This window comes from Enterobacter sp. KB-221C9 (genome assembly GCF_041320715.1).
GTDB classification, from domain to species: domain Bacteria; phylum Pseudomonadota; class Gammaproteobacteria; order Enterobacterales; family Enterobacteriaceae; genus Enterobacter; species Enterobacter asburiae_D.
In genome coordinates this window covers 52,405-70,557 of sequence record NZ_JBGIWG010000010.1, presented here as the reverse complement: position 1 = coordinate 70,557, position 18,153 = coordinate 52,405, and the positions used below count along the sequence as shown (strand labels likewise).

1 protein-coding gene is annotated in these 18,153 nt (G+C 62.8%); it reads left to right on the top strand.

Translation table 11 applies throughout. The annotated features are described in order from the left end of the window. Positions 1 to 70: 70 nt before the first annotated feature. On the top strand, positions 71 to 18,076 hold the full coding sequence (locus AB8846_RS15690; RefSeq protein WP_370733099.1) for an Ig-like domain-containing protein: 18,006 nt from the start codon (positions 71 to 73) through the stop codon (positions 18,074 to 18,076). The last annotated feature ends 77 nt before the right edge of the window (positions 18,077 to 18,153 follow it).

Below are 18,153 nucleotides of genomic sequence, written 5' to 3'. Positions count from 1 at the left end.
TTTCCCAGGGATAGCTACATCCATCTGGTGGTCATATCCACAGGAATCCGTACACCTGCAAGGAGAAGAAATGAGTAACGTAAAAGTTGTTGATGTCATCATTCGAAAAACGGCGGAGAAAACGAAATTAACCGGCGAAGGAAATCTGTCGGTCTCTATTTCATCGCCGAGCGTGATTGAAATCCAGGGTTCTGCTCAGGATGTGGCGCGTTATGTCCGCCAGGGGAAAGATCTCCTCATTTATATGAAAGATGGCAGCGTTATTCGCTGCAATAACTATTTTGTCGAAGATCCAGAAACGCATAATCAGTCAGAGCTGGTGTTCAACGACCGTCAGGAACTGACACATATTTCTTTTGCCGATGCCGGGGAAGCGTCAGGCGCTGCGGTGACCGAGTTAACCGCGCAGGCCACACCGATTAGCAGCATTCAACCTTTCCTTGAGCAGGAGAGTGTTTTAAGCGACGCGCCGTGGGGCTGGATTGCGGGGGCTGCGTTAGGCGGCGGTGCCATCGGGGCACTGCTGGCAAACGGCGGTGACGGCGATACTAAAACAAAAGTCATTGATAATACGAAAGAAGTCGAAAGCGCGACGCCGACCTTCTTGCTGTCGGATAAAGCGGGTGACAAGCAGGGCGTGCTGAGTGCAAAAGAGGTCACGGATGATAACACCCCAACCTTTAGCGGTACGGGGCAGCCAGGTGCAACCATTCAGATTAAAGACAGCAGCGGCAGCACCATTGCCAGCGCCATGGTCGCGAAGGACGGCACCTGGACGGTAAAACTCCCGACCCAGACCGACGGGGAACATACCTGGTCCGTCGTGCAGATCGACGGCAGCAAAACGACCTCTGCGGGGAGCATTACCGTCACCGTGTCGACGGCTGATGCCACCTTAACGCTCGCCACCACGGCGGGCGATAACGTGATCAACGCCAGCGAACAGTCTGCGGGCTTCACGCTCTCCGGCGCCAGTAAAAACCTGGCGCAGGGAACGGCGCTCACCGTCACGCTGAACGGTAAGACCTATTCCGCAGAGGTGGGGGCAAACGGCGCGTGGAGCGTGAAGGTGCCTGCCGCAGACGCGCAGGCGCTGGGCGACGGTACCTGGACGGTTAACGTTAGCGGTAAAGACGCGGCGGGTAACACCGTCAGCGGAAGCCAGACGATCGGCGTCGATACCGCAGCACCCGCGCTGTCCGTCGACGCAATCGCGCAGGACAACATCATTAACGCCGCTGAACACAATCAGCCGTTAACGCTGACGGGTAAAACCGATGCGGAAGCGGGCCAGATTGTCACGGTCACGCTGAACGGCAAAAACTACACCGCGACCGTGGGCAGCGACGGCACCTGGTCCGTCACGCTTCCCGCCAGTGAAGTACAGGCGATGGCTAACGGCGGGCACACCCTGACGGTCAACGTCAGCGACAAAGCGGGTAACGGTTCTACCACCACCGCCGATTTTACCGTCGATACCGCAGCACCCGTTGTGACGATCAACACCGTCGCGGGTGACGATATTCTGAACACCAGCGAGCAGGGCCAGGCGCAGATCATTTCCGGGCAGGCGAGCGGTGCCGCCGCGGGCGACGTGGTCACCGTGACCCTTGGCGGCCAGACCTTCACCGGCGTGGTGCTGGCGGACGGCAGCTGGAGCGTGGGCGTTCCGGCGTCCGTGCTGGGCGCGCTGGGTGAAGGCAGCCACACGATTTCTGTCTCCGTTACCGATGCGGCAGGCAATACCGGCAGCGCGACGCACGGCGTGACGCTGAGCGGACACCCGCCGGAATTCACGATTGACGCCATCAGCCAGGATAACGTCCTGAATGCCCAGGAGGCCATGCAGCCCCTGAGCCTGAGCGGCACCAGCAACCTGCCGGACGGCACCACCGTCACCGTGACGCTGAACAACGTCAACTATCAGGCCACCGTCGAAAACGGTATCTGGGCGGTCCAGGTGCCGGTTTCCGACGTCCTGAATCTGGCGAACACGCTTTATACCGTCAGCGTCAGCGGTACCGACAGCGCGGGGAATAGCGGTTCTGCCGGGGCGAATGTGCTGGTGGATACCGTCCTTCCGCAGGTCATTATCAATACGTTTGCGGGCGACAACCTGGTCAATAACGCCGAAGCGGGCGTCGATCAAAACCTCAGCGGTCGCGTTACCGGCGCGGCGGCGGGCGATACCGTCTCTGTCACGGTCGGCGGCAAGAGCTACACCGCAACGGTTGGCAGCGACCTGACCTGGAGCGTGAACATCCCGTCAGCGGATCTTCAGGCGTTCGGCGACGGCGATTTAACCTTCAGCGCCTCCGTTACCAACGCGCATGGCAATACCGGCACCGGCGAGCGTGATATCAATATCAACGCGGAACTGCCGGGTCTGCGCGTGAATACCATCTCCGGCGATGACGTAATCAACGCGATCGAACAGCAGCAGGATTTGAGCGTCACCGGCTCCAGCAGCCATCTGGCCGCGGGCACGCAGATTATCGTCACCATCAACAACGTTGAGTACGTCACTGCGGTTAACGCCAGCGGTAACTGGCAGATCGGCGTTCCGGCGGCGGACCTGCAGGCCTGGACGGCGGGCGGCATGACGGTTAGCGTCAGCGCTGAAGATGCCTGGGGCAATACCGTTGCGGCTGAACACCCGATTGAACTCGATCTGAACGCCGTGGCGGTCACCATTGATACCGTCTCCGGCGACGACCTGCTGAATGCGGCAGAAAAAGGCGGTGATTTAACCCTTTCCGGCCAGACGCAGGGCGTGGAAGCGGGGCAGACCGTGGTGGTGAAATTCGCTGACCAGACCTTTACCGCGCAGGTGCAGCAGGATGGCTCCTGGAGCCTGACCGTACCCGCCGGCGCCATGGAAACCCTGATCGACGGGCGCGCGCAGGTGAGCGTCAGCGTCACTAACGTCAGCGGCAACAGTGCCGACGCGTCGCGCGTGGTCACAGTGGATACGCAGCCGCCGGCGATTACGCTCGATAACCTGACCGACGACAACATCATTAATGCGGCTGAAGCGCATCAGGATTTACTGTTAAGCGGCAGCAGCACGGCGGAACCCGGCCAGACGGTCACCGTGACGCTGAACGGCAAAACGTATCAAACCACGGTTCAGACGGACGGGACCTGGCAGCTGAGCGTCCCGGCGGCAGACGTGGGAGCCCTGACGGATGGCATCGTGACCGTGACGGCAACCGTGAGCGACGTGGCGGGCAACGCCAGCAGCGCCGATCGCGTGGGCTTGGTGGATGCGACCGTACCGCAGGTGACCATTAACGACTTTGTCACCGACACCAACACCGTTAACCAGCTCGCCCATTCACAGGCGCAGATCCTGAGCGGCTCCGTCACTGGTGCGGCAGCGGGCGATCGGGTGACCGTCACCATTAACAGCGTCGATTACACCACCGTGGTGGATGCGGCGGGGAACTGGAGCCTTGGCCTGCCGGCGTCCGTCGTGCAGGGGCTGGCGGACGGTACCTGGACCATCGACGTCTCTGTGACCGACCGATCCGGCAATACCGGAAGCAGTTCACTGGATGTGGTGGTGAATACCGTGACGCCTGTTATCGGTATCAACACGCTGGCGGCGGACGACGTGATTAACGCGACCGAAAAGGGCGAAGATCTGCTGCTCTCCGGCACCAGCAACCAGCCGGAAGGCACGACCATTACGGTGACCCTGAACGGCATTCACTACACGGCCACCGCTGATGCGAGCGGTAACTGGAGCGTGACCGTACCGGCCTCGGCCGTAAGCGCGCTGGGAGAAGCCCATTACACCGTGACGGCGAGCGTTACAGATAGCGTAGGCAACAGCGCCTCAAGCTCACACGATGTGCTGGTGGACAGCTCGCTGCCGGTGGTGACGATCGGCACGCTGGCGGGCGACAATATCGTTAACGCAGCGGAAGTGGCGGCAGGGCAAACCCTGACCGGTAAAGTGACGAACGCGGCGCCAGGTGACACTGTCACCATTATTCTTGGCGGCCAGACATACACGGCTACCGTGCAGGACGATCTCACCTGGAGCCTGCCGTTAAGCGAAAGCCAGCTTACCGCGCTCGGCAACGGCGACCTCACCGTATCCGCGAGCGTGACTAACGCGCACGGCAATACCGGCTCTTCTTCTCTCGACTTCAGCATCGACGCCCAGCTTCCGGGACTGCGCATTGATACCGTCGCAGGTGACGACGTCATCAACGTCATCGAACACGCTCAGAACCTGATTGTGTCCGGCACCAGCACCGATCTGGCGGCGGGCAGCACCGTAACCGTGACCATCAACGGCAAAGCCTATTCGGCAACGGTACTGGCGGACGGCACCTGGCATGCGGCGGTACCGGCGGCCGATGTGTCCCAGTGGGCGGACGGTTCGCTCACCATCAGCGCCAGCGCGCAGGATGCCTCCGGCAACCCGGTGACCATCGGCACCGTCGTGGACGTCGATCTCGCGCCTGTCGCCATCACCATCAGCAGCGTGACCGACGATAACGTGCTCAACGCGGCGGAAAAAGGCCAGGATCTGGTGCTTTCCGGCACCACCTCCAACGTTGAAGCGGGTCAGACCGTGACCATCACCTTCGCGGGTAAAACCTACACCACGACGGTGGATGCCAACGGTGACTGGACCTGGACCGTTCCGGCAGCCGATCTGAACGGCCTGAAAGACGGCGACGCCAGCGTGCAGGTAAACGTCAGCAACGTGAACGGCAACGCGGCGTCTTCGGCGCAGGAATTCAGCGTCGATACCACCGCGCCGACGGTGACCATCAACACCATCAGCCATGACAATATGCTGAACGCGGCGGAGGCGGCGCAGGACCTCACCCTGAGCGGAACCTCTACTGCGGAAGCAGGCCAGACGGTCACCGTGACCTTCAACGGCAATCAGTACACCGCGCAGGTGCAGGCGGACGGCAGCTGGACGCTCGACGTTCCGGCGGCGGATATGGCAGGCATCACCGACGGCAGCGCGGCGGTCACGGCGACCGTGTCCGATAAGGCAGGCAACCCGGCCAGCGCGGGCTCCTCGGTGCTGGTCGACACCACCGTACCGCAGATTTCGTTCAACATCGTTGCGGGCGACGACGTCATCAATATTGCCGAGCACGGCCAGGCGCTGATCGTCTCCGGTAAGGTCACGGGCGCGCAGGCGGGCGACGTGATTACTGTGACCCTGAACGGGAAAGACTACACCGCCATGCTGGACGCGTCCGGCAGCTGGAGCGTGGGCGTTCCGGCGACGGACGTGGGCGCGCTGGTTAACGGCGAGCAGACGATCTCTGCGACCCTCACCGATAAAGCCGGTAACAGCACCACCACGACGCACGAGTTTGACGTATCCCTGACCGCGCCGGTGGTTGCCATCAATACCCTGGCGGTTGACGACGTGATCAACGCGACCGAGAAAGGCCAGGATCTGTTGGTGTCCGGCACCAGCAACCAGCCGGAAGGAACCACCATTACGGTGACCCTGAACGGGATCGGCTATACGGCCACCACCGACGCCAGCGGCAGCTGGAGCATCACCGTTCCGGCGGCAAACGTCTCTGCGTTGGGCGAAGCAAGCTACGTCGTGACGGCGAGCGTAACCGACGCCGCAGGCAATAGTGCGAGCACCGGCCACAGCGTGCTGGTCGACAGCGCGCTGCCGACCGTCACCATCAACCCTGTCGCAACGGACGATGTGATCAACGCAGCGGAAGTGGCCGCCGGGCAGACCCTGAGCGGCAAAGTGAGCGGCGCGGTGAGCGGTGACACTGTCACCATTTCGATCGGCGGCAATACCTATACCGCGACGGTTCAGGACGATCTGAGCTGGTCGGTCAACGTGCCGTCCACGGTCTTAACCGCCATCGGTAACGGCGATCTGACGGTATCAGCCAGCGTCACCAACGGCCACGGCAACACCGGCTCCGGCGAGCGCGACATCACCATTGATGCCAACCTGCCGGGCCTGCGCGTCGATACCGTGGCGGGCGACGATGTGATCAACAGCATTGAGCACGCTCAGAACCTGATTATTACCGGCTCCAGCGAAGGCCTGGCAACGGGCGCGGCGTTGACGGTGACCGTCAACGGTAAAACCTACGCCGCAACCGTTCTGGCGGACGGAACCTGGACGGCGGCCATTCCGGCAGCAGACGTCAGCGCGCTGAACGCGGGCACGGTCACCGTGACCGTGGAAGGCCAGAGCGCGGCGGGCAATCCGGTTTCCATCAGCCATGACGTGAAGGTGGATCTGGCGGCAGTTGCCATCAGCATTGACCCGATTGCGTCGGACGACGTGATCAACGCGGCGGAGAAAGGCGCGGATCTGGTGCTGTCCGGCTCGACGACCAACGTGGAAGAAAACCAGACCGTTACCATCACCTTCGGCGGCAAGTCGTACACCGCGACGGTGGATGCCAGCGGCAACTGGACGGCGACCGTACCGTCCGCTGATTTGGGCAGCCTGAAGGACGGCGATGCCAGCGTGCAGGTGAGCGTCACCAACGTGAACGGCAACAGCGCGTCGGCAGGCCGCGAGTACAGCGTGGACGCCACCGCGCCGACGGTGTCTATTGAAATTGTCAGCGACAACAACATCATCAATGCGGCCGAAGCGCAGCAGGATCTGGTCGTTAACGGCGTGACCAACGCCGAAGCGGGCCAGACCGTCACCGTGACGCTGAACGGCGTGGACTACACCACCACCGTGCAGGCAAACGGCAGCTGGAGCGTGACCGTGCCGTCCGCTGATCTGAGCGGTATTACCGACGGCAACTACACCATCAGCGCCGCCGTGTCTGATAAGGCGGGCAACCCGGCCTCTGCGGATCGCGACGTGCTGGTCGATACCACCGTCCCGCAGCTGACCATCCACACCGTTTCCGACGACGACGTGATCAACAGCGCCGAGCATGCGCAGGCATTGATTGTCACGGGCTCCGTGACCGGCGCGGCGGCGGGCGACGTGGTTACCGTCACCCTCAACGGAAAATCGTACACCGCCACCCTGGATGCCTCAGGCAACTGGAGCGTGGGCGTGCCTGCGGCGGACGTCACCGCGCTGGCCGCCGGGGATTACACCATTACCGCAGCGCTGACCGATAAAGCGGGCAACAGCAACAGCGCCACGCACGGCGTGGAGGTGAACCTGACCGCGCCGGTGCTGACCATTGACACCGTATCCGGTGACGACGTGATCAACAACGCCGAGAAAACCCAGGATCTGACGATCTCCGGTACGGCTTCCGGCCTGGCGACAGGCGCGGTGGTCACCGTGATGCTGAACGGCAAAGCGTACAGCGCGACGGTCGATAGCAACGGGAAATGGACGACTACCGTTCCGGCGGATCGGGTGAGCCAGTTGGGCGAAGCGTTGTATACCGTTACCGCATCGGCAACGGACAGCGTCGGCAACAATACCAGCGCGTCGCACACCGTGAACGTGGAATCCGTTCTGCCGGGCGTGATTATCAACACCATTGCAGGTGACGACGTCATTAACGCGGCGGAGCTGGCAGCCGGCCAGACCATCAGCGGTAAGGTGGTGAATGCCGAAGCGGGCAACACCGTGACCGTGACCATTGGCGGTAACAGCTACACCGCAACGGTGCAGGGCGATCTCACCTGGTCCGTTAACGTGCCGGAATCCGTGCTGACCGCGCTGGGCAACGGCGATTTGACCGTGTCGGCCAGCGTCACGAACGGCGTGGGCAATAGCGGAACGGGCGAGCGCGAAATCGTGATAGACGCTAACCTGCCGGGCCTGCGCGTGGATACCGTGGCGGGTGACGACGTGATCAACAGCATCGAACATACTCAAAACCTGATTATCACCGGCACCAGCGACGGGCTGGCGGCGGGCGCGGCGCTGACCGTGACCGTCAACGGCAAAACCTATCCGGCGACCGTGCTGGCGGACGGCACCTGGAGCGCGGCGATCCCGGCTGCGGACGTGGGTGCGCTGGCCGCAGGCACGGTTTCCGTGACCGTTGCGGGCCAGAGCAGCGCCGGTAACCCGGTCTCCATCAGCCACGATGTGACGGTGGATCTGGCGAGCGTTGCCATCAGCATTGACGCCATCGCCACCGATGACGTGATTAACGCGGCCGAGAAGGGCGCGGATCTGGTGCTCTCCGGCACTACCTCGAACGTTGAGGAAAACCAGACCGTCACCATCACTTTCGGCGGCAAGAGCTATACCGCGACGGTGGACGCCGACGGTAAATGGACCTCCACGGTGCCAGCGGCCGATCTGGCGGGTCTGAAAGACGGCGACGCCAGCGTGCAGGTGAGCGTCACCAACGTGAACGGCAACAGCGCCTCGGCGGGCCGCGAGTACAGCGTGGATGCAACCGCGCCGTCCGTGACCATCAACACCCTGGCGAACGACGACATTCTGAATGCCGCCGAAGTTCAGGCCGATCTGACCGTATCCGGCACCAGCACCGCCGAAGCGGGCCAGACGGTCACCGTATCGCTGAACGGCAAAGACTACACCACAACCGTCAGCGCGGACGGCAGCTGGACGCTGAACGTCCCGGCGGCGGATCTGGCTGGATTAACCGACGGCAGCGTGACCGTCACCGCATCGGTCAGCGATAAAGCGGGTAACCCGGCGTCCGTGGATCACAACCTGGCGGTAGATATCACCGCGCCTGCGGTAACCATCAATACCGTGGCGGGCGACGACGTCATTAACATCGCAGAACTCGGCCAGGCGCAAATCATCAGCGGCACCGCCACCGGCGCGGCAGCGGGCGATAAGGTCACCGTCACGATTGGCGGCCAGACTTACACCACCGTGCTGGACGCGGCGGGGAACTGGAGCGTGGGCGTCCCGGCGAACGTGATTTCCGGCCTCAGCGACGGCACCGTGATCGTCACTGCGTCAGTCACCGACGCGGCGGGCAACACCGGCACCGGCACGCATAACGTGACCGTCGATACCGGTCTGCCATCGGTGGCCTTCAACGCCATCAGCGATGACAACGTCCTGAACGCGGTGGAGAAAGGTCAGGATCTGAGCGTCAGCGGCACCAGCGCTAACCTCGCGGAAGGCACCGTGGTGACCGTGACCCTCAACGGCAAAAACTACACGGCCACGACGGCGGCAGACGGCACCTGGAGCCTGACGGTTCCGGCAGCGGATCTGGCCGGTCTCGGCCAGGCCAATTACACCCTGAACGCGACCGCCACCAACGGCGTGGGCAACAGCGTGAGCAACACCGCGAACCTGCTGGTGGACACCGCGCTGCCGACCGTCACCATCAACACCGTGGCGGGCGACAACGTCATCAACGCGGCGGAAGTGGCGGCAGGCCAGACCCTGAGCGGTACCGTGGCGAATGCCGAAGCGGGCAATACCGTCACCGTCACCATTGGCGGCAACAGCTACACCGCAACGGTGCAGAACGATCTGACCTGGTCCGTCAACGTACCGTCTGACGTGCTGACCGCGCTGGGCAACGGCAGCCTCAGCGTGACGGCGACCGTCACCAACGGCCACGGCAATACCGGCACCGGCGAGCGCGAAATCGCTATCGACGCTAACCTGCCGGGACTGCGCGTGGATACCGTGGCGGGCGACGATGTGATCAACAGCATCGAACATACTCAAAACCTGATCGTCACCGGCTCCAGCGACGGGCTGGCACCGGGCACGGCGCTGACCGTCACCGTCAACGGTAAAGACTATGCGGCGACGGTGCTGGCGGACGGCACCTGGAGCGCGGCGATCCCGTCCACCGACGTGAGCGCATGGCCGGAAGGCACCGTCAAAATCAGCGTGACCGGCGACAGCTCTGCGGGCAACCCGATTACCATCAGCCACGACGTGACGGTGGATCTGGCGACCGTTGCCATCAGCATCAATTCCATCGCCACAGACGACGTGATTAACGCGGCGGAGAAGGGCGCGGATCTGGTGCTGTCCGGTGCGACCACCAACGTGGAAGCCGGGCAGACCGTGACCATCAGCCTGAACGGCAAGATCTATAGCGCGACAGTGGACGACAGCGGTAACTGGACCTACACCGTACCGTCTGCGGACCTGGTACACCTCAAGGACGGTGACGCCAGCGTGCAGGTGAGCGTCACCAACGTGAACGGCAACAGCGCCTCTGCGGGCCGCGAGTACAGCGTGGATGCGACCGCGCCGTCCGTGACCATCAACACCCTGGCATCCGACGATATTCTGAATGCCGCAGAAGTTCAGTCCGATCTGACCGTGTCCGGCACCACCACCGCCGAAGCGGGCCAGACCGTGACCGTGACGCTGAACGGCAAAGACTACACCACAACCGCAGGCGCGGACGGCAGCTGGACGCTGAACGTTCCGGCGGCGGATCTGGCGGCGCTCGGCGACGGTAGCGTGACCGTGACGGCGAGCGTCAGCGACAAGGCGGGCAACCCGGCGTCGGCCGATCGCAACCTGACGGTGGACGTGACTGTTCCTGCGGTGACCATCAACACCATTGCAGGCGATGATGTCATTAACCTCGCAGAACACAGCCAGGCGCACATCATCAGCGGCACCGCCACCGGCGCGGCCGCGGGCGATAAGGTGACCGTGACCATCGGCGGCCAGACCTGGACCACCGTGCTGGACGCGGCGGGTAACTGGAGCGTGGGCGTCCCGGCGAACGTGATTTCCGGCCTCAGCGACGGTACCGTAACCGTCACTGCGTCAGTGACCGACGCGGCGGGCAATACCGGCACCGGCACGCATGACGTGACCGTCGATACCGGCCTGCCGTCCGTGGCGTTCAACGCCATCAGCGGCGATAACGTGCTGAACGCGGTGGAGAAAGGTCAGGATCTGAGCGTCAGCGGCACCAGCGCCAACCTATCGGAAGGCACCGTGGTTACCGTGACCCTCAACGGTAAAAACTACACGGCCACGACGGCGGCGGACGGCACCTGGAGCCTGACGGTTCCGTCAGCGGATCTGGCGGGCCTGGGCGAAGCTAACTACACCCTGAGCGCCGCCGCGACCAACGGCGTGGGCAACACGGTGAATAACATCGCGAACCTGCTGGTGGATACCGCGCTGCCGACCGTCACCATCAACACCGTGGCGGGCGACAACGTCATCAACGCGGCGGAAGTGGCCGCAGGCCAGACCATCAGCGGCAAAGTGGCGAACGCGGAAGCGGGCAATACCGTCACCGTCACCATTGGCGGCAACAGCTACACCGCAACGGTGCAGAACGATCTGACCTGGTCCGTGAGCGTGCCGGAATCCGTCCTGACCGCGCTGGGCAACGGCGATTTGACCGTGTCGGCGACCGTCACCAACGGCCACGGCAACACCGGCGCGGGCGAGCGCGAAATCGTTATAGACGCCAGCCTGCCGGGTCTGCGTATTGATACCGTGGCGGGCGACGATGTGATCAACAGCATCGAACATACTCAAAACCTGATCGTCACCGGCTCCAGCGACGGGCTGGCGGCTGGCACCACGCTCACCGTGACCGTCAATGGCAAAACCTATGCGGCCTCAGTGCTGGCAGACGGCACCTGGAGCGCGGCGATCCCGGCGGCAGACGTCGGGGCCCTGGCTGCGGGCACGGTCACCGTGACCGTTGCAGGCCAGAGCGCGGCGGGCAACCCGGTGACCATCAGCCACGATGTCACCGTCGATCTGTCTGCCGTTGCCGTCAGCATTGATGCGATTGCCACCGACGACGTGATTAACGCGGCGGAGAAAGGCGCGGATCTGGTGCTGTCCGGCAGCACCTCGAACGTGGAGGAAAACCAGACCGTTACCATCACCTTCGGCGGCAAGACTTACGCCGCGAAGGTGGACGCTGACGGTAACTGGACGGCCACCGTGCCTTCCGCCGATCTCGCGGGCCTGAAGGACGGCGATGCCAGCGTGCAGGTGAGCGTCACCAACGCGCACGGCAACAGCGCCTCTGCGGGCCGCGAGTACAGCGTGGATGCGACCGCGCCAACCGTGAGCATTGATACGGTCGCTGGCGATAACGTGATTAACGGCAGCGAAGCGGCTGCGGGCGTGGCCATTTCCGGCACCACCACGGCGGAAGTCGGTCAGACGGTCACCGTGACGCTGGGCGGTAAGAGCTATACCGCGCAGGTGCAGCAGGGCGGCATCTGGAGCGTGAACGTGCCGGGCACCGACCTGTCCACTCTGGCGGATAACGGCTACACCGTGCAGGTCAGCGTGAGCGACGCCGCGGGTAACCCGGGCAGCGCGGGCAAAGCGATTACGCTTGATACCACGCCGCCGACCGTCAGCTTTAACGTCGTGGCGGGCGATAACGTCATTAACAGCGTGGAGCACGGGCAGGCGCAGATTGTCAGCGGCACGGCAACCGGCGCGAGCGTCGGCGATAAGCTGGTCATCACCATCGGTTCGAACCAGTACACCACCACCGTTGACGCCAGCGGTAACTGGAGCGTGGGCGTTCCGGCCAGCGTGATTTCCGCGCTGAACGACGGCACCGTGACCCTCAGCGCGACGATTACCGACAGCGCGGGCAACAGCAGCACCCAGACCCACGATGTGGTGGTGAACACCGCCTCCGTGGCGCTGACGGTTAACACCATTAGCGGTGACGACGTCATCAACGCGGCGGAAGCCGGTTCGTCCCTGGTGATTAACGGCTCCAGCGCCCAGTTCGCCAGCGGGACTCAGGTTACCGTAACGCTGAACGGCAAGACCTATACGGCCACCATCCAGAGCGACGGCAGCTGGACGACCACCGTACCGGCCACAGACGTGGGCGCCCTGGCCGACGGCGCGAGCTATCAGGTGTCCGTGTCGGCGCAGGACAGCGCGGGCAACAGCGCGTCGGCAACGCACGGCATCAGCGTGGATACCACCGCGCCGGTGGTGAGCATTGCAACGCTGTCGGTTGACGACATGCTGAACGCGCTTGAAGCCCAGCAGCCGCTGACCGTGCACGGATCTTCCAGCGCGGAAGCGGGTCAGACCGTGACCGTGACGCTGGGCGGCAAATCCTACACCGCCACCGTCGCGAACGACGGGACGTGGACGCTGGATGTTCCGGCAGCCGATCTGGCTGCGCTGAGCCAGGGTGCGCTGACGGTGACCGCCTCGGTGAACGACAAAGCGGGTAATAACGGCCAGACCACGCACACCTTAACGGTCGATACCGTTGCGCCAGCCGTGACCATCAGCACCGTGGCCGATGACGATATCGTCAACAACGCGGAGCAGCTGGCGGGCCAGACCATCAGCGGCACCACTACGGCGGAACAGGGCCAGACGGTGACCGTCTCCTTCAACGGGCACAGCTATCAGGCGACCGTCGGGGCGGATGGATCGTGGTCGGTCTTCGTGCCGGGCCGGGATTTCCTTGGCCTGAGCGACGGGGATTACACCATCACCGCTTCGGTGAACGACAGGGCGGGCAACCCGGGCAGCGCAACGCACGACGTGACGCTGAACGGCGATGTTCCAACCATCACCATTAACACCTTTGCGCAGGACGATATCGTCAACGCCGCCGAGCACGGCACGCCGCTGACTGTCAGCGGCACCACCGACGCCCCGGCGGGCCAGACGGTGACCATTACGCTGAACGGTAAAACCTACACGGCGACCGTTCAGAATGACGGCACCTGGAGCTACACGGTGGGCAGCGCAGACGTGGCCGCGCTGGCGGACGGCGGTTCGTACGTGATTAACGCGCAGGTCAGCAACACCATCGGCAACAGCGGCAGCGATAACCACAGCGTCACCGTGGATCTCACCGCGCCGTCGATGGGGATTAGCATTGATTCGCTGCAAAATGACACCGGCCTGAGCGCGAGTGATTTCATCACCAACGACGCTCAGGTTGTGGTCAACGGCTCGCTGACTGCGCAGCTCGGCAATAACGAGAAGGCGCAGATCAGCCTTGACGGCGGTACCACCTGGATTGACCTGACCGTGACCGGCACCACATGGCGCTACACCGATGGCCGCACCCTGACGGACGGTACGTATCAGTACCAGGTGCGCGTGATCGATAACGCGGGCAACGTGGGGGCGACGGACAGCCAGGACGTGGTGATTGACCTGACCATGCCTGTGGCAACGACGATTACGGTCGATTCCATCACCCAGGATACCGGCCTGTCCGGCAGCGACTTTATCACCAGCGATAACCAGATCAGCCTGAAAGGGACGCTCGGCGCGGCGCTGGGCAGCGGCGACCACGCGCAGATCAGCCTCGACGGCGGCGTCACCTGGATCGACGTCAGCATCAGCGGCCTGAGCTGGACGTACGTTGATGGCCGCACGCTGGCCGACGGCGATTACAACTACCAGCTGCGCGTGATTGACGACGCGGGCAATATCAGCGCCACCGCCAGCCAGGTGGTGACCATTGATACGGTTGCACCGGACGCGAGCAAAACCATCGCCATCGACAGCATCAGCGACGATACCGGCCTGAGCAGCAGCGACTTTATCACCAACGATACGTCCCTGACGCTGCACGGCTCCCTCGGCGCGACGCTGGCCGACGGCGAGTATGCCCAGATCAGCATCGACGGCGGCGTCACCTGGCAGAACGTGATTGTCACCGGCAACAGCTGGTACTACGTGGACGGCCGCACGCTGGGTAACCAGACCTATGACTACTACGTTCGCGTGGTGGATGCCGCCGGTAACGTGGGCGCCAGCGCCCATCAGCAGGTGACAGTCGATACGGTCGCCCCGGACGCGGCGATTACGGTGACCGTGGATAACATCACCGTGGATACCGGCTTTGATAATAACGACTTCCTGACCAGTTCGACCTCGTACACGCTGCACGGCACGCTCGGCGCAGAACTCGGCGCGGGTGAATTCGTGCAGGTGAGCATGGACGGCGGCAGCACCTGGGTATACGCCACCGTCAGCGGTACGCAGTGGAGCTACAGCGACACCCGTACCCTGACCGACGGCAGCCATAACTACCAGGTGCGGGTCGTTGACCAGGCGGGGAACGTCGGGGCCACGACCTCGCAGGCGGTGACGGTGGATACCCACGCGCCGCAGTACGGCGTCACCATCGACAGCATCAGCGAAGATACCGGCCAGTCCGGCAGTGATTTCATCACCATGGACACCACGCTGACCATCAACGGTTCGCTGGGCAGCGCGCTGGCAAGCGACGAGCGCGTACAGATAAGCCTGGACGGCGGAAATACCTGGCTCGATACCACGGTCACCAACCAGCGCTGGAGCTACACCGATACCCGCGATCTGCCTGACGGGGATTACACCTACCAGGTGCGGATTATCGACCAGGCAGGTAACGTCGGCTCCACCGCTTCTCAGGTGGTGACGGTGGACACTACGCCGCCAACCACGGTGGGCACGGTAGTGAGCTATACCGACGGCGAAGGCGAGCGTCAGGGGACCTTTGGCAGTGCGGTGGCAACGGACGATAACTCGCCGCTGATCAACGGTACGCTTAACCGCGCCCCGGACGACGGTGAAATTGTGCAGCTCTATCGTGACGGGGTCCTGCTCGGCCAGGTGACCATGAACGGCAGCGCAAGCTGGTCCTTCCAGGACAACGGCCTCAGCGACGGCAATCACACCTACATTGTGCGCGTCACCGATAAGGCCGGTAACTACACGGAGTCGGACGGCTTTGTGCTGAACGTTGATACCAGCATCCCGACCACCACGGCGGCGATTACCGCGCAGACCACGTCGGACACCACGCCGATCGTCAGCGGGACCGTCTCCGCCGATCTGGTGAACGGTGAATACCTGGTGGTAACGGTGAACGGGAAAACCTATACCTCCCAGACGGGCGGTGCGGTGGTGGTCGATCCGGATCACAACACCTGGTATCTGCAGATCCCGGACGGCGATGCGCTGAGCGTGTCGAGCTACAGCGTGACGGCGCAGGTGAAGAGCAGCGCGGGTAACGGCAATACCACCGGTACGGCGACCGGCAGCCTGGTGATTGACACCACCTCGGTGAATACCGACTGGGCGACTACGGCGGGGAACAGCAACAACTCCACCATGACCCTCGGCATGAACAGCAGCGGTCTGTGGAATATCATTGCTAACGGCCAGTCTTACTCCAGCAGCGATAGCTCGACCTATGCCGGAAATACGCTGACCAACACCCGCAGCTACTACGTGGTGAGCCAGACCGCCGCCGACTTTGACCGTAACGGCACGCAGGATATCTTCGCGACGGAAACCACCTACTCGGGCTCTACGCAGGTGATGTGGACCTATGATGGCAGCACCTATAACGCCAGCCAGCTGGCGATGGGGACCACCATCTGGTACGGCGGCGTGATTGCGTACGATAAAACCGGCGATGGCTATCTGGATCTGGCGTACGGCGATGCCGGCATGGACTCACTGACCTACCTGGTGAACAACAACGGCGTTCTGTCGCCGGACGGCACCGGTGGCGAAGGCGGTTTCTACGGTCAGTTCGATTCCGGACGCGAAATCTCCGGCGTCGACCTGAACAACGACGGCACGGTAGATATTGTCCAGCACACCAACCGCAGCGGGGCGTACTCGTTAACCGTGATCAACAACAACGGTAACGGCACGCTCTCTATCGGTCAGAACCTGACCAACGTGTTTGTGGCAAACGCCTCGAATACCACCACGGCGGCGTCCATGACGTGGGCGGACTTCAACGGCGATGGCTACATGGATCTGTACCTGGGCAGCAGCTACAACAACAACGGCGGGGTGATTTACTACAACGACGGTACCGGGAAGCTCTCTGCCACCAAGAGCGCGGTGGAAGCCTCTAACGCCACGGCGGGCTATCTGTCAGTGGCGGTGGACTGGAACGGCGACGGGCAGATGGACATCATCAAGCTCAGCACCTACGGCGGTTCGCAGACGGCGACCCTGTTCACCAACAACGGTTACGGCTCCACCTGGACCTCAAGCCAGCTGGCTTCGGGCCTGGCGAACGTCACCGGCGTGGCGGCAGTGGACTACAACTGGGACGGCGCGCAGGATCTGCTGGTCTCTCAGCAGAACGGCAAGGTGGTGCTGGTGCAAAACAGCAAAACCATTGCTGACGGCACCGCGATGCACCTGCACATTGTCGACAGCGAGGGCATCAACGCCTACTACGGCAACACGGTCAATCTGTACAACGCCGCGGGCGTGCTGGTGGCCTCGCAGATCATCAACGCCCAGTCCGGTATCGGTTCGAACGATACCTCTGCGCTGGTGAGCTTCTACGGACTGGATCCGAATGAAACCTATTCGGCCGAGATCCTGAAAATCACCAACGGCGTGTCGGATAACGTCACCTGGAGCGGTCTGGAAGCGGGCAACGGCAAAGAGGGCTATGTCCTCACCGCCGAAGCAGCCACCGGCGGCCACAGCGGGACGATCACCGGGACCGGGTATAACGACACCTTTATCGCTGAGGATGGCACCTATACCTACAACGGTTCCGGCGGCTGGAATACCCATTCCGACTACGACACCTGGAGCAACACCGGTGGGATGGACGTGGTGGATTACCGCAATGCGACCTCCGGCGTGACCGTTGACCTGCGCCTCTCTACCGCGCAGAACACCGGGTTCGGTACGTCACGACTGCTCAACATTGAGGGGATCAACGGCTCGGACTTCGACGACGTCATTACCGGCAACAGCGGTGATAACCAGTTCGAAGGCCGCGGCGGGAACGACACCTTCAACATCGGCAGCGGCGGTCACGATACGTTGCTCTACAAGCTGATCAACGCGTCTGACGCAACGGGCGGTAACGGTCACGACGTGGTGAACGGCTTTACGGTCGGCACCTGGGAAGGGACCGCGGACACGGATCGTATTGACCTGCGCGATCTGCTCTCCGACAGCGGCTATACCGGCACGGGCTCGGCGAGCTACGTGAACGGCGTGGCCACGCTGGACAGCAGCGCGGGCAATATCAGCGATTACATCCGCGTGGTGCAGAACGGCAGCAATACCGAGATCCAGGTTGATCTGGACGGTACGGGCGGTCAGTTCTCGCCAACCACTCTGGTAACGCTGAACGGCGTGCAGACGGATCTGGCGACGCTGCTGGCGAACCATCAGCTGTTAATTGCGTAGAACAACGCCGCGGGGAGCAATCCTCGCGGCCTTTTGCGTTTCTTTACACGAATAGTCATAACCCTATATTTCACAAG

Bases quoted from the DNA above. Each gene is read 5' to 3' on its own strand.
- AB8846_RS15690 (WP_370733099.1), top strand. From the start codon at position 71: ATGAGTAACGTAAAAGTTGTTGATGTCATCATTCGAAAAACGGCGGAG.